General features: G+C 62.6%; 14 protein-coding genes. 8 read left to right on the top strand and 6 right to left on the bottom strand.

What is annotated here, in order from left to right; genetic code table 11:
- The first annotated feature begins 136 nt into the window (after positions 1 to 136).
- Both U5A67_RS11320 and U5A67_RS11315 read left to right on the top strand, forming a co-directional pair.
- Positions 137 to 970 carry a 3-oxoacyl-ACP synthase III family protein gene (locus tag U5A67_RS11320; RefSeq protein ID WP_321814066.1) on the top strand — a complete coding sequence of 278 codons (834 nt, stop codon included), beginning with the start codon at positions 137 to 139 and terminating at the stop codon, positions 968 to 970.
- A gap of 25 nt (positions 971 to 995) precedes the next feature.
- On the top strand, positions 996 to 3,617 hold the full coding sequence (locus U5A67_RS11315) for a response regulator (RefSeq protein WP_321814065.1): 2,622 nt from the start codon (positions 996 to 998) through the stop codon (positions 3,615 to 3,617).
- On the opposite strand, the gene U5A67_RS11310 is transcribed toward U5A67_RS11315, so the two are convergent.
- The 5 genes from U5A67_RS11310 to U5A67_RS11290 form a co-directional block, all read right to left on the bottom strand.
- Positions 3,560 to 4,819, bottom strand: a complete 1,260-nt coding sequence (locus tag U5A67_RS11310) for a hybrid sensor histidine kinase/response regulator (RefSeq protein WP_321814064.1) — start codon at positions 4,817 to 4,819, stop codon at positions 3,560 to 3,562. The genes U5A67_RS11315 and U5A67_RS11310 overlap by 58 nt on opposite strands.
- 631 nt (positions 4,820 to 5,450) lie before the next feature.
- Positions 5,451 to 6,257 (bottom strand): transporter substrate-binding domain-containing protein, encoded by an 807-nt coding sequence (locus U5A67_RS11305; protein ID WP_321959694.1) that lies wholly within the window; start codon positions 6,255 to 6,257, stop codon positions 5,451 to 5,453.
- Positions 6,258 to 6,328: 71 nt separating this feature from the next.
- The gene (locus tag U5A67_RS11300; RefSeq protein WP_321814062.1) at positions 6,329 to 6,700 is read right to left on the bottom strand and encodes a hypothetical protein; all 372 of its coding nucleotides are present in this window, start codon (positions 6,698 to 6,700) and stop codon (positions 6,329 to 6,331) included.
- Between the two features lie 24 nt (positions 6,701 to 6,724).
- Complete coding sequence (locus U5A67_RS11295; protein ID WP_321814061.1) at positions 6,725 to 7,804, bottom strand: alpha/beta hydrolase; 1,080 nt, start codon at positions 7,802 to 7,804, stop codon at positions 6,725 to 6,727.
- 43 nt (positions 7,805 to 7,847) lie between these two features.
- Positions 7,848 to 8,963, bottom strand: a complete 1,116-nt coding sequence (locus U5A67_RS11290) for an alkene reductase (protein ID WP_321814060.1) — start codon at positions 8,961 to 8,963, stop codon at positions 7,848 to 7,850.
- Positions 8,964 to 9,231: 268 nt separating this feature from the next.
- Here U5A67_RS11290 and U5A67_RS11285 point away from each other — a divergent pair, with 268 nt between their 5' ends.
- Entirely contained in the window at positions 9,232 to 9,477 is a 246-nt protein-coding gene (locus U5A67_RS11285; protein ID WP_321814059.1) for a hypothetical protein, read from the top strand.
- Here U5A67_RS11285 and U5A67_RS11280 read toward each other — a convergent pair.
- Positions 9,474 to 10,544: a LacI family DNA-binding transcriptional regulator gene (locus U5A67_RS11280; protein WP_321814058.1), complete on the bottom strand. Its 1,071-nt coding sequence runs from the start codon at positions 10,542 to 10,544 to the stop codon at positions 9,474 to 9,476. The two genes, U5A67_RS11285 and U5A67_RS11280, sit on opposite strands and share 4 nt — an antisense overlap.
- Before the next feature lie 179 nt (positions 10,545 to 10,723).
- Between U5A67_RS11280 and U5A67_RS11275 the strand changes: the two genes are divergently transcribed.
- The 5 genes from U5A67_RS11275 to U5A67_RS11255 all read left to right on the top strand — a co-directional run bounded on the left by U5A67_RS11275 (position 10,724) and on the right by U5A67_RS11255 (position 17,926).
- Positions 10,724 to 11,614: an SMP-30/gluconolactonase/LRE family protein gene (locus U5A67_RS11275; protein ID WP_321814057.1), complete on the top strand. Its 891-nt coding sequence runs from the start codon at positions 10,724 to 10,726 to the stop codon at positions 11,612 to 11,614.
- Complete coding sequence (locus tag U5A67_RS11270; protein ID WP_415767811.1) at positions 11,611 to 13,104, top strand: NAD-dependent succinate-semialdehyde dehydrogenase; 1,494 nt, start codon at positions 11,611 to 11,613, stop codon at positions 13,102 to 13,104. The genes U5A67_RS11275 and U5A67_RS11270 overlap by 4 nt, the downstream gene beginning before the upstream one ends.
- A 152-nt stretch (positions 13,105 to 13,256) precedes the next feature.
- Positions 13,257 to 15,005, top strand: a complete 1,749-nt coding sequence (locus tag U5A67_RS11265) for a solute:sodium symporter family transporter (RefSeq protein ID WP_321814055.1) — start codon at positions 13,257 to 13,259, stop codon at positions 15,003 to 15,005.
- A gap of 51 nt (positions 15,006 to 15,056) precedes the next feature.
- Positions 15,057 to 17,096: an alpha-glucosidase gene (locus U5A67_RS11260; protein WP_321814054.1), complete on the top strand. Its 2,040-nt coding sequence runs from the start codon at positions 15,057 to 15,059 to the stop codon at positions 17,094 to 17,096.
- Positions 17,093 to 17,926, top strand: a complete 834-nt coding sequence (locus tag U5A67_RS11255; protein WP_321814053.1) for a sulfite exporter TauE/SafE family protein — start codon at positions 17,093 to 17,095, stop codon at positions 17,924 to 17,926. The genes U5A67_RS11260 and U5A67_RS11255 overlap by 4 nt, the downstream gene beginning before the upstream one ends.
- Position 17,927 lies beyond the last annotated feature (1 nt).

Genomic DNA, 17,927 nt, shown 5'->3' with positions numbered 1-17,927 from the left:
GATCCGTTCGCACTCGGTTGGATTCGATGGCGAAATCGATCGCAGTCTCAGGACCATCAAAACACTGCTCGATCGCAGCGGCCTCGTTAGCCGTCGCTGGTGTGAGAGTCACGAGTCGCCTATCGATCATGTTGCAATGGCCATTCGTAAAGCGCTTTCGGAAAGCTATCTGCGCCCCGAACATATCGAGCTTTTTATTTTCGTCGGTATCGGACGCGGTTTTCTGGAGCCGGGCAATAGCCACATGATGGCAAGCGCTCTGGGTTTCACTCACGCGGAATGCTTCGATGTCGTGGACGCGTGCATGAGCTGGACACGTGCGATGTCATTGGTCGATAGCCTGTTTAAATCCGGCCAGTATCGCAATGCGTTGATTGTGAATGCGGAATTCAACATGCTGACTGGCGGGCCGCTTTATCCTTCGAATTTTTCCTTGAAGAATCACGCGCAGATCGAATACACGCTACCATCGTTCACCATCGGCGAGGCGGCCACGGCAACGCTGGTCGTGCCGAAAGACCCGGAGAACTTTGAGTTCGTTTTTCGCGGCAAACCGGCCGCTGCCGATCTGTGCACGATTCCAATCCACGGTTATGAAGGTTATTGCCATCCCACCGAACGGGTTGGCCGCAATGGCGATATGCGCTTCACATCGTATGGTCACGAGCTGCACAAAAACTCGGAAGAAATTACGGAAGTGTTTGGCAAGCTTTCCGTGCCGAAATCCGAAATCGATGTGGTTTTCACGCACGCGTCTTCAAAGGCCGCGTGGCAGGGTTATGGTGTGAAAGCCGGGATCGAGGACAAGATCTATCACATCTACCCGGAGACCGGTAATCTTGTATCTGCATCGATTCCTGCTGCGCTGGCGATGGCGAAAGACAGCGGCAGACTCAAGCGCGGCGACCGCGTCGCGTGCTGGGTCGGCAGTGCTGGCATGTCGTTCAACGTGAGCAGCTTCCGCTTCTGAAGCAGCAAAACAAAAAGAGAGTGAGATGAAAGCCATTGCAGGGGGCGTCCGCTTTGTGAAGCGTCGTATTCATGACGCTTACCATGTGTCGGACTACAGCGTGCTCGCAGTCGGTGTGATCGGCACGCTTGGCCATCCGCTGTACTGGTTCTGGTGGACGATCATCGATCCGCAGCCGAATGAAAGCGCATTGATGCGCTTCGCAGGCTCGCTTTCGTGTCTGCTATTGCTGTTGCGGCGTTTCTGGCCCACTTCGCTGAAGCGTTTCCTGCCGTGGTATTACTTTGGAACGGTGGCCTATACGCTGCCGTTCTTTTTTACGTACTACCTGCTGGCCGGCCATTTTTCGATGCTGTGGTCGATGGCCGAACTGGGCATGGTTTTCTTTCTGATTGCGATATTCCCGTCGTATATCGCCTTGACCATGAATCTGGCGATCGGGCTGGGGCTTGCCATTGCCAGTATTGCGCTGATCGATCCAGCGGCGCTGCAGGTCGATCCGCATTTGCTGCTCTATATTTATCTGCCGGTTTTTGCGTTCGGCATTTGCGCGGGCATTACCTTCAGCCATAGCAATATGAAGGGCATTACGGCGCAAGCGAAAAGCGAGGCGCTGCGCGCGCTCGCCGGAACGATCGCGCACGAAATGCGCAATCCGCTGAGCCAGTTGCGCTATGTACTCGATCGTATCGACGACGGTCTTTCGGCAATCGGCACGTCGTCGCGCGACGCACGCGCTCAGGCGCCCGGCACGCTCGCATCGCTTTCGCAGCACCTCGAGCATGGGCAGATCGCCATCGATCGTGGGCTGCGCATCATCGCCATGACGCTCGACGAAGTCAGCGCCAAGCCGTTGCGCGCCGACAGCCTGACCTATCTCAGCGCCGCCGCGACCACGCGCAAGGCGCTCGACGAATACGGCTTCAGCGATGCGAAGGAGCGCGGCCGCGTCTCGCTGGTCGTGATCGAAGACTTCGTTTTTGGCGTCGATGAAACCGTCTACCTTTTCACGCTGTTCAATCTGATTCGCAACGCCTTGCATCATATGGGCACGCGCCAGTCGGCGAAGCTGACGATCACGGTGGACCTGAACATCGTGACCGTGCACGACAACGGCCCCGGCATTTCACCCGAGACCATGGCAGACCTGTTCGCGCCGTTTCGCACCCATGGCAATTCAGCCGGCACGGGGCTCGGTCTCGCGTATTGCCAACGCGCGATGCGCTCGTTCGACGGCACGATTACCTGCCAGTCGGAAGTCGATAAATTCACGCAGTTCACGCTGGCCTTTCCGCCGATCTCCGAGACGAAGATCGCCGATCAACGCCAGCAGGTGCTCGCCCGTGCCGCGGAATTCTTCACCGGCAAACGCGTTCTGATCGTGGACGACGACGCCAGCCAGCGCGCCCGTGCCGCGCTCGCGTTCGCGGGCGTGCACGCGCTGGTGAGCGAAGCCGAAAGCGGCGAGGCAGCGATCGCCATGCTGCAGGAAGGCGAGATGGTCGACGTCGTGCTCATGGATATCAATATGCCGGGCCTCGACGGCTATTCGGCCACGGAGGCGATACGCTCGGGCGGCAATCAGACGATCTCGAACGTGCCTATCGTCGGTTACTCGGTCGAGCCGCCGGGCGTCGCGGGCACGCTGGCGCGCAATGCGGGCATGGACGAGATGATCAGCAAGTCGAGCAGTGCGATGGAGTTGATCACGTCGCTGCAGGCGATCATGGAAAGCGGTGCGCGCAATAGCAAGCGCGCGCGTTTCGACGGCTTCGCGGGCCGCCTGATCGTGCTCGCCGACGACGACACCTACAGCCGCCTGATCGCCAAGAGCTATCTGGAGCGCTGCGGCGCCGAAGTGCTCGAAGCCGAAAACGGCCAGCAAGTGCTCGATCTGCTCAAAAGCGGCATCAACGCCGATGCCGTTGTCATCGACCTGAACATGCCCGGTATGGGCGGCATCGAATCGGCGCGCCTGATTCGCGCGAGCGGCAGCGCGTATGCGAAGCTGCCGATCGTCGCCTTGACCGGGCAGTCCGATGTCGATGCCTTGCGCGCGTGTCTTGCGGCGGGCATGAACGAAGTGATGGTCAAGCCGGTGCGGGTCGGAGCGTTGTACGCGAGCCTGTCGCGGCAATTCGCGCACGCGCGCGGCAGCAAAGGGCGTGAGAGAGGCAATGTCCTGCGCGAAGCGAAGGTATTGTCGCCGCCTCGACTCGCAAAAGCGTCTTCGACATCGCTTGCCGCCGCGAGCGAAGTGGAAGTGGCCGATGAAGATTTGCTCGACACCGTGCAACTGGAAGAACTCGCGTCACTGGGTCTGCTCGACCCGAGCTTCCTGAAAGGCATCGGCCAGATTCGCGCGCTGCTCGACGAAATCGGCAAGCACGCGCGCGCCCAGGATAGCCAGACGATGCATCACGCGATGCATATTCTGCTTGGCGTGAGCGGGAATATCGGCGCGAAGGCGCTGCATGCGTTTGCACGGCGCATCTATCCCGAACTGCAAGCGGGCCGCTTACCGGCGGAGCCCGGCTGGCTCGACGATCTGACCGGCCTGGGCACGCGCTCAGCCGATGCGCTGCAAAGTTATTTCGTGCTGGTAACGGGATTCGGCGAAGCACGCCGCACATTCGCGGACGATTGAGTCGACGTAGGCGGCTGAAGCGATTCAGGCAAAGCCGCATCGATCGCACGCACAGCGGCGGCCGCTTCATCGAGCCCGGCCATGGCCGGGTTTTTCTCGTGCTTGCCGAAACACAGCGTGACCGTCGTGCCCTGGCCCCACGTCGATTCGATCTTCAGGCTGCCTTTCAGGGAGCGCATCACGCGGTTGCAGAAGATCATGCCCATGCCGTGGCCGCCGTTCTCGGCGTGCGTGGTTACGGGATCATGCAGCAGGCGCGCCTGAATCTCCGGCGGGATGCCCGCGCCGTTGTCGTGCATGCGGATTTCGGGCGCCGCGCCGCCCACGATCTCGATGCGCAGCGCTGGCGCGGCACAATCGACAAGCGCGCGCAGCGCATTCGTCAGCAACGAGGACAGCACCAGCACCACGCAATTGGGCATCGAATGTACGACGAAGTCGGACTGCAGATCCACGCTGATCCAGTCGCGCTGCGAGGCCGTAAACGGCCAGCTATCGAGTAGGGCCGCAACCAGTTGCGTCGCGGTGGTTTCGCGTCCGGCTTCCGGCGTGAGCGCTGTGTTGGTCGCGCTTTGATTGAGCGTGTCCCAGAACGATGAGATCAGCGCCATGCAATATTGGGCGTTATTCAGCATCGAAGCCGCGGCCTGCGCGAGATCGGCGGGATTCGACGGCGCATCAGCATCCTGGACCGTGTTCTGCATATTCCCCGCGAACAGCGCAATGGTTGCAAGCGGCGTGTTCAATTCGTGCGCGAGAAACGCAATCGTCTCGTTCATGGCGAGCAGGCGTTGCTGATGCGCCTCGCGCTCGCTAAAACGCGAAAACGCTTCGCGCAGGACGCCGCGAATCGCGCTCACGCGCAGCGGCTTTTCCAGCACGCGGAACACGTTTCCCGAATTCACGGTTTGCAGCAGCATGTCCTTGTCCGCATACGCCGTAACAATCACGCCGACGATATGCGGATAGCGCCGCGCCGCTTCGCCCAGCAGGCTCGCGCCGTCGTCGGTGGGCATGCGGAAGTCGGTGACCAGCACGGCGATCTCGGCGTGATGCCGCGCGAGGATCGACATCGCTTCGTCGGCGTTGCGCGCCAGATGTACCGGCCACGTGCCATCGATCGCCCGTTCGAAGTGAACTCGCGACAGTTCGTCGTCGTCGACGAAAAGAATGGAAAGCGGCGCAGCGGATGGCTGGGGCATCGTGGTCCCGATCGATAAGCGTTGATCTGTTGCGGCTCGCATCACGAACGCCGCCGTATTGCGCGCGGAGCGGCGCTAACGCCGTGAACGTGATGCTATGCGCCGCGAATCGTGTACGCGGGCGAGCCAATACTGACTGAAATGATAGCCTGGCCAGCCTTCAGCGGTGCCTGCGTTACCCCGTGTGCGTTCTTGATTTCTCGTTAATTTGATTTGCATAATGCCGCGATCGGGCGTGGACCACGCTCTTGGCATTGAGGTCATCACTATGCCAATCCGGCTTATCGCGCGTCAGCGTGCGGGCATTCTGCTGCCGACCTGCGCGTTGGCGGCATGTTCGTATGATCAAAAAAGCGCCTAGAAAAAGGTCCAGACGGTGAATGTGGAAACGGTGAAAACTGTCGCATCTGCACAATCGTCGTCGATGCCAGGGCGCGTGTTTTCGCGCGATGTCCTGATGGACCGGCTGTAACCCGATGGCCGGATTCTCGAAGATCGCACCATCGACAGTCACGTCACGAAGATTCGCCATCAATTCGAGGCGATTGCGCCGGGCGAAAACGCGATTCAATCCGTGTACGGCGCGGAAATCCGGCTTGCTTTATAAGGGCGATGGACTTTGTTTGCGGTTTCAGTTGCCTGCGCGCGCGACACTCGCGCCATCAATATGATGCCGCTCCAGCGCAGCCGCAACGAAGCCCGAGTCGCGCATGGCCTCGACGAATTGCGCGACGCACTGCGCGGCTGCATCGCCCTTCGATTTCGGCACGCCCATCGCCTGGCGGATCACCATAAAGCGGTCGTCGAGCACATGCAAACCGCTTGCATGTGACGCGTATTGCACGAGTTGCGGCTTGACGCCCGCCAGCACATCCAGATGCTGCTTTTCGAACGCATCGACTACCGCCGCCGAGGGCGAAATGCGCACGATAGTCGCGTGCTGCAAGGTGCGCGACAGATAGAGATCGTAAGCGCTGCCTTTGCTGACAGCCACGCTTACGCCGGGTCGATCGACGTCTTCGTTTCGCGCGATGGGCGAATCGTCACGCACCGCATACGCGCCTTCGATCAGCACATAGGGCGCGGTGAAGCGCACTGCCGCGCCGCGCCGGGGATCGATGGCGAAAAAGCCGATATCGGCATGGTCATTCAGGACGTTATCGAGCGAAGCCGCAGCCGCATTCGCCACGACGAGTTGCAGCTTCGCGTGCAGGCGTCTGGCGAGTTCGGCGGCCAGATCGACGGACACGCCTGCGGGCTCGCCACTATTCGCATCGATTGCAGCAAGAACCGGATTGCCGATGTTGATCGAGGCGCGCAAGGTGCCGCCCGGCGCCAGCACGGAAGCCGCGGTGGTGCAGGCATTGGCTTCGTTTGCCGCCGCTGTCGCGGGCGTTTGCGCGCAGGCATGCCCGACGATGCAGGCGAAGCCGAGCATCGCAAGCCTCGTGCGGGAGAGACGTGTTTTAAATGCCGTCATGGCGTGTCCGAAGTGATCTGTTCAAAGCCTTATTGCATGACGTGATGCAGACGTTCGTCGAATGGCCCGCCGAGTAGCGGCTGGAGCGTATCGCGCAGCGCTCGCACATAGTCGCGTGACACGAACGCATCATAATCCGCTTGAGAATGCAGCACTTCAACGAGCGTGAAGTGGTTTTCCGCGCCGCTTTGCTGAAGCACGTCGATACTCGCGACGGCGGGATCGTGTCTCGCCTGCGCTTCGAAAGCGTGCAACGCGGGCAAGGCTTCCTTGACTCTGGGCGGTTCGATATCGACATGGACGACCGCGTACACGGCAGCGGACGCTGGCGCTTCGACTTGCGCCGCATGAGCGGCATTGACACAGAGCGCCGCAGCGATGGCAAAAAAAGCAAATTTCATTTCGGTAGTCAAGTGTGGTCGCAATCAGTTTGCCGTGTTTGCGCTATTGAGCCCGCGCAGCAAGGCAGCGTGAAACTGATCGGGAATCTGCATTTGTGGCGCGTGGCCGGCTTCAGGAAACTCCATCAGTTGAACGTGCGGAATGACACTGGCGGCCTGATGCGCGAGCAGCGGGTAATTGCCGAGCGTCGGCCGCAACGCAGCAGGCGCGAATTCCTTGCCGATGGCCGTCGAATCCTTATCGCCGATCATCAGCAACGTGGGCGGATGAAGCTGCGAAAGCTCGTAGAAAACCGGCTGCGTGAGAATCATGTCGTAGAGCAGCGCCGAATCCCATGCCACGCGCGCACGATCGGGACCGCGATACATGCCCGCGAGCATCTGTACCGAAGGCTCGTAAGCATCGCGCCATTGTCCTGCAAAATAGGTGTTTTTCTCGTAGTTGCGAATGCGCGCAGCCGATGTATGCAGTTCGCGCTCGTACCATTGATCGACGGAAACGGGCGGCACGCCTTTGGCGCGCCAGTCTTCCAGACCGATGGGATCGACCAGCACGAGTTGCTGGGTTTGCTCCGGCCAGGTTAGCGCATAGCGGATCGCCAGCATGCCGCCCGTCGAATGACCGATCATGATCGCATGGTCGATTCCAAGCGATTCGAGCAGGGCGTGCGTATTGAGCGCGAGTTGCTGGAACGTGAACTGATAACGCTCGGGCTTGCTCGATTTGCAGAAGCCAATCTGATCGACGGCAATCACGCGATAGCCCGCCGCGCTGAGCACCTTGATGGTCGGTGCCCAAGTGGCGGAGCAATAGTTCTTGCCATGCAGCAGCACGGCGGTGCGGCCGTTCGCGTGGCCGGTCGCGGGTGGCACGTCCATGTAGGCCATGTTCAAGGTCTGGCGTTGCGATTCGAACGTGAAGGTCTTGACCGGCCAGGGATAGTCGAAGCCTTGAAGCTCGGCGCCATAAACCGCGCCGTCCTGGGTGACGGCAGCCGCGCTGGCGGCGGGGTTGTTTTCGGCGAAGGCGTTATTGCCCGTTGCCGATAGTGCGGAAAGTGCGAAAGCAGCCGTCAGCGCGAGCGGCACGTATTTACGGAGCACGTTGAGTCCTGTTGCAAGGCGTTGAAAAGCGGGCGCGCGCGGCTTAGGCGTCGAGCGTGGCTTCGTCGTAAGCGGGATAGTCGGTATAGCCGCGCTCGTCGCCGCCGAACAGCGTGGCCGGATCGAGATCGGCCAGCGGCCAGCCGTTCGCGAGCCGCGCCGGCAGATCGGGATTGGCGACAAAGGGACGGCCGAACGCCACGAGGTCGGCATAACCTTGCGCGATGATCGCGTTGGCGCGCGCGAGATCGTATTGCCCCGCGACGATGATGGGGCGCGCAAAGCGCTCGCGAATCTCGCGGCGGAACGCTTCCGTGAATACCGGCGCATCGTCCCAATCGGCTTCGACCAGATGCAGATACGCAATGCCGCGCGACTGCAGGAAGGTTGCGGCCTCAAGGATCGTCGGCAGGATATCGGGGCAGGCCATGCCGCGCGCAGTGAGGAACGGCGCAAGACGAATCGCGGTGCGCTCCGCGCCGATTTCATCGGCGATCGCATTCACCACTTCACGCAGGAAACGCAGGCGGTTGTCGCGCGAGCCGCCGTATTCGTCGTCGCGCTGGTTCGACGTCGTGCGCAGGAACTGATCGATCAGGTAACCATTCGCACCGTGAATTTCCACGCCGTCGAAGCCGGCCTCGCGTGCGCGACGCGCTGCCAGGCGGAAATCTTCGACGATCTGGCGCACTTCGGCGGTCGTCAGCGCGCGCGGCGTCGGGCAATCGACCATCGCGCCCTGACCGGTCGCCGAATCGACTTTCCAGATCTGCCCTTCGAACGGAATGGCGGACGGCGCGACTGGCAACGCGCCGTTGTGGAAATCGGGATGCGACATGCGGCCCACGTGCCAGAGCTGCAAAAAGATCGTGCCGCCTTGCGCGTGCACGGCGTCGGTGACGAGACGCCAGCCGGCGACCTGCTCGGCGCTGTAAATGCCCGGCGTGAACGAATAGCCTTTGCCTTGCGGCGAAATCTGCGATGCCTCGGTGACGATCAGCGCGGCGCTCGCGCGCTGCGCGTAGTAGGCCGCGTTGGTGGCGTTGGGGATATCGCCTGGCTGCGTGCTGCGCGCGCGCGTCATGGGCGCCATGACGATGCGATGGGCGAGTGCGTGACGGCCGAGTGTGATCGGCGAGAAAACGGTACGGGAAGTCATGATGGCCTGCTCGAAGGTTTATCAGCGGGTGATTGTCGAGCAGGCACCGCGACCTGAGAACGGGGCCGGATGTTGAAAGATTTTTCGGAAAAATTTGAAAATAGGGCAGGCGATGGAGCGTCAAGTAGCGTGCGGCGCGGCTAATGTGAATTCCCTGCAACTCTCTATTTCAGCGCATCGCATTTAAACCGGCGTGCTGGCGGCATAGACTTCAAGCCTGATCGATGAAGCGCATTCCGCGCATTTCACGAGTGCGGAGTATCAAGGCATGAAATTCCTGAAACTGGCAGTCCTAGCGACTGCGGTGCTATGCGGCGCTGCCCATGCGTCCACGCTGACCACGGCCGATAACAGCGGCCAGCAACTGGCCCATCTGAAAGTGCAGCAATGCGATTCTGCGTCGTTCGCGACGGGCGGCGCGAAGAATCGCCAGGCGTGCCGCCGCGAATTTGCGCGCGAAGCGCGCCCGACGGTGCAAACCGCACCGCAAAGCGCCTCCGACTACGCTTCCTAGACAGGCAAGTCCTGATCCGGCGCGGCCAGCGTGCTGGCCCGCACGACCAGTTCGAAACCCACATCGACGATTCTCGGCGCGATCTCTTCAGCGGGCTGTTCCGCACGCTCGATGAGTTCCTGCGCAATACGCAGACCAATTTCAGTAGCGCGCGGCTGAATCGTCGTGAGGGGCGGAACGCATTCCTCGCTGAACGGCAGATCGCCGAAACCGGCCACGCGCAAATGATGCGGTACCACCATGCCGCGCCGTTGCGCCTCGAACAGCACGCCCAGCGCGATAACGTCGTTCGAACACGCGATGGCGTCGATTTCCGGCGTGCTTTCCAGCATCTCGGCCAGCGCGTGTGACCCGGCCTTGGGCGACGCGTCGCCCGCCACGTCCTTCACCTGCACCTGAATACCGGCGTCGAGCATCGTGCGCGAAAATCCCTCGCAACGCTGCCGTGCCCGCACGTCGCTGTCCATGCGCGCGCCGATGAACGCCACATGGCGCGCGCCGATTTCCACCATATGCCGCGCCATCGCTTCGCCCGCCGCGTGGTGCGAAAACCCAACCTGCAAGTCAAACGGCTGCTCGCCGAGATCCCACATTTCCGCCACCGGAGCGCGCGCCGAACGCAGCAGCGTGCGCGTTTCGTCGTCGTGACGACAGCCGGTCACGACCAGCGCCGTAGGCGACCACGAAAGAAACGTGCGCACGATGTCGGCTTCGCGGCCGGGCAGATAGTCGGTCGCGCCCAGCAGCAACTGGTAGCCGTGGCGATCGAACTCCTTTTGCATGGCCGCGACCGTCGCCGCAAAAAACGCATTGCCGAGCGACGGCACCACTACGCCGATGGCCCGCGTGCGCGCCGCCGCCAGGCTGCCGGCCAGCAGATTCGGCACATAGCCGAGCACGTCGATCGCCTGTTTGATACGCGGCGCGATGCGCGGGGAAACCGCTTCGGGATTGCGCAAAAACAGTGAAACTGAGCTGGCCGAGACTCGGGCGCGCGCGGCTACGTCGTCCATCGTGACGCGGTTGGTGCTGCGGCGCGAGCGCGGTGCCCTGGCTGTCTGGGACATAGGCTGCAAGCGGTCAGAAAGGCATGCGCCAAACGGGCGCGGGAATCTTCATTGTAAGGGCCGCAGCGCAACGAGTCATCCTCTCCGCACTAACCCTGGTATTGCCTTTCAAAATAATAGCGCTATTATTTCGCAGCGCTGCGATTTTTCGTCGCGCCACCTGAACCGCTTCTGTGACTATGTCATCTTCCGATTTCCACTGCGTTCTGGATGCCCGTGCCCAGCTAGGCGAATGCCCTCGCTGGGACGAACGCGAACGCGTGCTGTACTGGGTCGATATCCTCCAGCCCGCGCTGCATCGTTTCGACCCCGCAACCGGCGTCGATCAGGTGTTCGCGCTGCCCGAGCATATTGGCTGCTTCTCCCTACGCGAAGGCGGCGGTTTCATCGCGGGGCTGCGCTCCGGCGTCTGGACGCTGGACGCCGCGGCGCGCCCGCTGGCTCGACTGGCCGCCAATCCCGAAGACGTGCGCACGAGCCGCTTCAACGATGGCCGTTGCGACGCCGCCGGGCGCTTCTTCGCAGGCACGATCGACGAGCCGAAGGCGGGCGGCAACGCGCATCTTTATCGATACGCCGATGGCCGCCTCGAATCCCTGAGCAGCGGCCTGCTGACGTCGAACGGGCTGGCGTTCAGCCCCGACGGCCAATGGCTCTATCACTCCGATACCCCCAATTTCTTGATCTACCGCCGCGCCTATGACGCCGCGACCGGCCAGAGCGGCGCGTCCGAAGTGTGGGCGCGCATCGAGCCGAGCGCAGAAGATCGCGGCCGCCCGGACGGCGCCGCCATCGACGCCGAGGGCTACTACTGGAGCGCTTTCTACGAAGGCTCGCGGGTGGTGCGCTTCGCGCCCGACGGCACGGTCGATGCCGTCTATCCCGTGCCGGTGAGCTGTCCGACCATGTGCGCGTTCGGCGGCGACGATCTGCGCACGCTCTACATCACGACGGCGCGCGCGGGCCGCAGCGCCGACGAACTGCAGCGCCAGCCGCTTGCCGGCGGCCTCTTTGCGATGCGAACCGATGTGCCTGGCCTTCCCGAACCGCGCTGGCGCGAATCCGCATGACTTCACTCTCGACGGACCCTGACATGCCTGATCTGAAAGACCCCACACTGCTGCGCAACCGCTGCCTGATCGGCGGCGAATGGCGCGCGGCGCACGACAGCCGCACCTTCGACGTGACCGATCCCGCCACCGGCGCGCTGATCGGTCGCGTGCCGTCGATGACGGCGCTGGAAACGCGCGAAGCGATTGCCGCCGCGCAAGCCGCGCTGCCGCAGTGGAGCGCGCTGACGGCTAAGGCGCGCGCGACGCTGCTGCGCAAGTGGCACGACCTGATGCTCGAACATCAGGACGATCTCGCGCTGCTGATGACCGCCGAACAGGGCAAGCCGCTCGCCGAGGCAAAAGGCGAAATCGCCTTCGCGGCCAGCTTCGTCGAATGGTTCGCCGAAGAAGCGCGGCGTGTCGATGGCGACGTGATCGCTACGCCCGCGAACGATCGCCGCCTGGTCACGATCCGTCAGCCGGTGGGCGTTTGCGCGGCCATCACGCCGTGGAATTTCCCGGCCGCGATGATCACGCGCAAGGCCGGCCCGGCGCTCGCAGCCGGTTGCACAATGGTGCTCAAACCGGCTTCGCAGACGCCGTTTTCGGCGCTCGCACTCGCGGCGCTGGCCGAACGCGCGGGCATTCCGGCGGGCGTGTTCAACGTCGTCACCGGCGACCCGCAGCCGATCGCCGAGGAACTGACCGGCAACCCCGTGGTGCGCAAACTGTCGTTCACGGGCTCGACCGGTATCGGTGCGCGTCTGATGGAACAGGGCGCGCGCAATATCCAGAAGATGTCGCTCGAACTCGGCGGCAACGCGCCGTTCATCGTCTTTGACGATGCCGATCTGGACGCCGCAATCGAAGGCGCACTGATCTCGAAGTACCGCAACGCGGGACAAACCTGCGTGTGCGCCAACCGCTTTTACGTGCAGGCTGGCATCTATGACGCTTTCGTCGGCAAGCTGGCGGAACGCGTGCAGGCACTGCGCTGTGGCGACGGACGCGAGCCGTCGACGCAAATCGGCCCGCTGATCGACGCCCGCGCCTTGAACAAGGTCAGCGAACTGGTGGTGGATGCGCGCGAGCAAGGCGCGAACGTGCTGTGCGGCGGCGAAGCCGTTGCGCTGAACGGCGACGGCGTGGCCCGCCACTACACGCCGACGGTGCTGACTAACGTCACGCCTGCGATGCGCATCGCGCGCGAAGAGATTTTCGGACCGGTCGCGCCGGTGATGCGTTTCACCGATGAAAAAGACGTGATCGCACTCGCCAACGACACTGAATACGGCCTCGCCAGCTACTTCTACACGAAGGACATGGCGCGCGTCTGGCGCGTGGCGGAAGCGCTGGAGTTCGGCATGGTCGGCATCAATACCGGTCTGATTTCGACCGCCGAAGCGCCATTTGGCGGCGTCAAGCAGTCGGGTCTGGGCCGCGAAGGCTCGAAGTACGGTATCGACGAGTATCTGGAGATGAAATACTTGTGCATGCAGGTGGCATAAGTCTTCAGACGAATAGCGCACGACACCGGCAGGCATCGACGATCGCACAAAAATCGTAGCGCTGCGAAAAAAGCCGCGCCGATTCAGGCAGCGACATCGCGCCGCCGGTCCTCCGCACGAAACGGAGACAACCTCAAAGAGACGAGGAGACAATGACTTTCACCATACTGAGCTTTGCGTTTTTCACCGCGCTCGTCGGCTTCGTGTCGTATCTGTTCACGCGCCGCGCGAAGGATCACGGTGCACGTGGCTATTTCATGGCCAGCGGCGGCCTCACGGGCTGGTTTATCGCCGGCTCGATGATGCTGACCAATCTCTCGGCCGAGCAGATGGTCGGCCTGAACGGCGACGCCTACGCACACAATATGTCGGCGATGGCGTGGGAATGCACGGCGGCCATCGCCACGGTCGCGCTCGCGATGTTCTTCCTGCCGCGCTACCTCCGCGGCGGTTTCTCGACGCTGCCGCAGTTTCTCGAAGAGCGCTTCGATTCCACGACGCGCCGCGTCGTCAGCGCGTTCTTTGTGATCGGCTACATGCTGGTGGCGAATCCGTCGGGCCTGTATCTGGGCGCGATTACCTTCAACCAGGTGTTCGGCGTGCAGGCGCTGCTGGGCACGTCGTACGCGAGCACCATTACGATTCTCGTGTGGATGTCGGGGATTATCGGCGCGCTGTATGCGATTTTCGGCGGCCTGCGCGCGGTGGCGGTGTCCGACACGATCAACGGCGTCGGCCTGCTGGTCGCCGGTTTGATGGTGCCGGTGCTCGGCCTGTTCGCGCTCGGTCACGGCAATTTCCTGGCGGGCGTGCATACGATCGCCACGCAGGCGCCCGAAAAGCTGTCCGCCATTGGCGGCCCGCACGACTCCGTGCCGTTTGGCACCTTGTTTACCGGGATGATCTTCGCGAACCTGTTCTACTGGTGTACGAATCAGGCCATCGTGCAGCGCACCTTCGCGGCGAAGAGTCTTGCCGAAGGGCAAAAGGGCGTGCTGCTTTCGGGCCTCATGAAGCTGCTGGTACCGCTGATCATGATGCTGCCCGGCGTAGTCGCGTTTCATCTGTACGCCTCGCATCCGCTCGGCCGCCCGGACCTCGCCTATCCCACGCTGGTCTCCGACGTGCTGCCCTGGTGGGCCAAGGGCTTTTTCATCGCCGTGCTGTTCGGCACCGTGATGAGCCACTTCAACGCCGTTATCAACAGCACGGCCACGCTGATCGCTTTCGACTTCTATCGCGTGTGGCGTCCGCAGGCCAGCGATGAAAAGCTGATCCGCGTGGGCAAGACGGCGAGCGTGGTGATCGCGGTGGTGTCGCTGCTGGTCGCGCCGCTGCTGATGTACGCACCGGATGGCATCTACACGGTGATGCGCCGCTTCACGGGCTTCTACAACATTCCGATCATCGCGGTCGTGCTGGTGGGTTTCTTCAGCAAGAAGATCGGTGCCTTCCCGGCCAAGATGGTGTTGCTGCTGCACGTGATCGTCTACACGCTCGGCATTCTCGTGTTCCAGGTGGACAAACTGCTCGGCATCAACTTCATCCACGTGATGGGCATTCTGTTCGTCTGCGAAGTCACGCTGATGGTCGTGCTGGGCATGCGTCACCAGCGCGCCAAGGCCTACGAGCCGCAATTGCGTCAGACCGGCGATCTGACGCCGTGGCGCCATGCCAGCACGATGAGCGTGTTCCTGATCGCGATGCTCGTGAGCATCTACCTGACGCTCTCGCCGATTGGCGTCGCGCGGCAAGGCGGCGTGACGCTCCAGTACCAGATCCTGATGGTGGTGACGTGGTGCGTCGCGTTCGGACTGATCGCGTGGTTTCGACGCCGCGCATCGGCTGGCGGTCGCGAACTTGCATGGAGCCAGTCGCCGCGCGAGTCGAACGGACATTGATCGAACAGCAACAACTCAACGCAATACAAACGCAATAGCAAGGTAAAGCTGATGAACTGGCACACAGATGCGGGCGGCAAGCTCGTTTTCAGCGCGGCTGGCCGCACGCTCTTCGAACACGCACCGGAAGCACCGGCGGTGTTCGTTGGGCACGGTGTCGAAACGATCGACATGTATCGCGGCAACTTCGACATCAGCGATTACGTCGAAGAGCGCGTCGCGCTGCGCGACGCACGCCTTACGCAGCTTCAGGACGGCAGCGCGCGCATCGAACTGGCGCGCGACGCGCACAGCGCGCCCGAACTGACGTTTATCGCGAGCCAATCCGCGCATGGCGTGACTTTCGCCATTTCGGCGGCGAACGGCGCGATCAACCGCGTGTGGTGGCGCGTGCCCGCGCAACGCGGCGAACACGTGTGGGGCTGCGGCGAGCAGATGTCGTATTTCGATCTGCGCGGCCGCAACTTCCCGCTGTGGACGTCGGAGCCCGGCGTCGGACGCGACAAGAGCACGCATCTGACTTGGCAGGCCGACACGAGCTCGAAGTCGGGCGGCGATTACTTCAACACCAACTATCCGCAGCCTACCTTCGTCTCCTCGCAGAAGTACTGCCTGCATGCGCAGACGACGGCTTACGCGGATTTCGACTTCCGCCACGACGAGCGCCACGAACTGCAATTCTGGGCGATTCCCGAGCAAATCGAATTCATGCTCGCCGATGACTTCGTCACGCTGGTCGAGCGTATTTCGCAGCGTTTCGGGCGTCAGCCCGCTTTGCCCGCGTGGGTGCTGGACGGCGCGATTCTCGGCCTGAAAAACGGCCGCGAGCATGCGCAAACCATCATGGAACAAAGCCGCGCGGCCGGCCTCAAGGTCAGCGGTCTCTGGTGCGAAGATTGGGTGGGTATCCGCCAGACCTCGTTTGGCAAACGCCTGTTCTGGGACTGGCACTGGAACGACGCGCGCTACCCGGATCACGCGCAATGGGTGAAGCAACTCAATGCGCAAGGCGTGCGCTTTCTCGGCTACGTCAACCCGTATCTGTGCAATGACGGCGCGCTGTACGTCGAAGCGAAGCAGGCGGGTTATCTGGCGACGCGCGCGGACGGCAGCGACTATCTGGTTGATTTCGGCGAATTCGATTGCGGCGTGGTCGATTTCACGAATCCCGACGCGGCGCGCTGGTTCGAAGACCGCGTGATTCGCGACGAGATGCTGAACAAGGGCCTCGACGGCTGGATGGCCGACTTCGGCGAGTATCTGCCTACGGACGTGACGCTCGCCAACGGTATCGACGCGAAGCTGATGCACAACGCGTGGCCCACGCTCTGGGCGCAGGTGAACGCTCAGGCAATCGAACGCGCTGGCCGCACGGGCGACGCCGTGTTCTTCATGCGCGCGGGCTATACGGGCGTGCAGGCGCATTGCCCGCTGCTGTGGGCGGGCGATCAGTCCGTCGATTTCACGCGCCATGACGGGCTGCAAACGGTGATCTGCGGGGCGCTGTCTTCCGGCTTGCTGGGCAATGCGTATCACCACAGCGATATTGGCGGCTACACGAGCCTGTTCGGCAATACGCGCACGCCGGAACTGTTCCAGCGCTGGGCCGAAATGGCCGCCTTCACGCCGATGATGCGCACGCACGAAGGTAATCGCCCGGACGACAACTTCCAGTTCTGGCAGGACCCGGCGGTGCTCGCGCATTTCGCGCGCATGACGCGCGTGTTCGCCGGGCTCAAGCAGTATGTGGAAGGTCTCGTCGATGAAGCGGGCGCGCGGGGTTTGCCGCTGCAACGTCCGCTGTTCCTGCACTACGAAGACGACGCAGAAACCTACGCTATTCAGGATCACTATCTTTATGGCCGCGATCTGCTGGTAGCGCCGGTTCATGCGGCAGGCGCTTCGCAATGGCGCGTGTATCTGCCCAAAGGCGATGTCTGGATTCATCTCTGGAGCGGCGTGCGGTACGAAGGCGGCCTGCACGTGGAGATTGCGGCGCCAATCGGCGAGCCGCCGGTGTTCGTTCGTCAGGGCGCGGCGCGCGAGCAGCAATTGCTCGACCTGCGCACACTTGCGGGAGCCGAGCAGTGAGTTCGGGCGCATTCCTGCATCACCTGCTGTTCGCTGCGTGCGTGGCGACCGCGACCTTCACGCAAAGCCTCACGGGTTTTGCGTTCGGGCTCGTGCTGCTGGGCCTCGTCGCGGTGTTTCACCTCGCGCCGTTGCCGGTTGCGGCGAACGTCGTCACGGTGATGGTGCTCGCGAATGCGGCCTTGCTCGTGCGTACCATGCCCGCCTTGCCGCGCCGCCTGCTGGCGCCGTCGTATGGCAGCAGTCTGGTGGGCGTGGCGATCGGCGCGTGCCTGTTGGCCTGGCTTTCCGATAACGCCATCGGCGTCGTGCGCTTTGCGCTGGGCCTCGCGATCCTCGCTTGCAGCCTGCTGCTGGTGGTGCAGACGAAGCCGCGTGCGCAGTTGGCCTCGCCGGGCACGTTCGCCTTCTATGGCTGCATTTCGGGCGTGATGGGCGGCGTGTTCGCCAGCGCCGGTCCGCCGATGGTGTTCCATCTGTATCGCCAGCCGCTCGACCGCGTAGTCGTGCGCGACACGCTGGTCCTGCTGTTCGCGGTCAACGCCGTGCTGCGCCTGATCATCGTGCTGGCGCAAGGACGTTTCGATGCGGCGTCGCTCGCGCTCAGCGCCGAGGCATTGCCCGTCGTCCTCACAGTGACGTGGCTCGCGCGCCGCTATCCGCCCAACTGGTCGCCGACGGCAGTACGACGCGTCGTGTTCGTGCTGCTGGCCATCGCGGGCATGAGCCTGGTCGCGCCGGCCATTACCAGCGCAAGCACCAACGCAAGCGCCAGGGCGCACGGCAAGGTCAGCGTGGCCTCTCATCAACATCGTATTTTTACGGCGTGAA

The organism is Paraburkholderia sp. J69-1 (genome assembly GCF_905220255.1).
Lineage (GTDB): Bacteria > Pseudomonadota > Gammaproteobacteria > Burkholderiales > Burkholderiaceae > Paraburkholderia.
This window is presented reverse-complemented; position numbering and strand designations above follow the sequence as displayed.

Excerpts from the sequence above, each read along its gene's own strand:
- U5A67_RS11275 (WP_321814057.1), top strand. The coding sequence starts at position 10,724 with ATGTCATCTTCCGATTTCCACTGCGTTCTGGATGCCCGTGCCCAGCTA.
- U5A67_RS11280 (WP_321814058.1), bottom strand. The coding sequence starts at position 10,544 with ATGTCCCAGACAGCCAGGGCACCGCGCTCGCGCCGCAGCACCAACCGC.
- U5A67_RS11320 (WP_321814066.1), top strand. The coding sequence starts at position 137 with ATGGCCATTCGTAAAGCGCTTTCGGAAAGCTATCTGCGCCCCGAACAT.
- U5A67_RS11310 (WP_321814064.1), bottom strand. The coding sequence starts at position 4,819 with ATGCCCCAGCCATCCGCTGCGCCGCTTTCCATTCTTTTCGTCGACGAC.
- U5A67_RS11265 (WP_321814055.1), top strand. The coding sequence starts at position 13,257 with ATGACTTTCACCATACTGAGCTTTGCGTTTTTCACCGCGCTCGTCGGC.
- U5A67_RS11305 (WP_321959694.1), bottom strand. The coding sequence starts at position 6,257 with ATGCTCGGCTTCGCCTGCATCGTCGGGCATGCCTGCGCGCAAACGCCC.
- U5A67_RS11290 (WP_321814060.1), bottom strand. The coding sequence starts at position 8,963 with ATGACTTCCCGTACCGTTTTCTCGCCGATCACACTCGGCCGTCACGCA.
- U5A67_RS11300 (WP_321814062.1), bottom strand. The coding sequence starts at position 6,700 with ATGAAATTTGCTTTTTTTGCCATCGCTGCGGCGCTCTGTGTCAATGCC.
- U5A67_RS11285 (WP_321814059.1), top strand. The coding sequence starts at position 9,232 with ATGAAATTCCTGAAACTGGCAGTCCTAGCGACTGCGGTGCTATGCGGC.
- U5A67_RS11315 (WP_321814065.1), top strand. The coding sequence starts at position 996 with ATGAAAGCCATTGCAGGGGGCGTCCGCTTTGTGAAGCGTCGTATTCAT.
- U5A67_RS11270 (WP_415767811.1), top strand. The coding sequence starts at position 11,611 with ATGACTTCACTCTCGACGGACCCTGACATGCCTGATCTGAAAGACCCC.
- U5A67_RS11260 (WP_321814054.1), top strand. The coding sequence starts at position 15,057 with ATGAACTGGCACACAGATGCGGGCGGCAAGCTCGTTTTCAGCGCGGCT.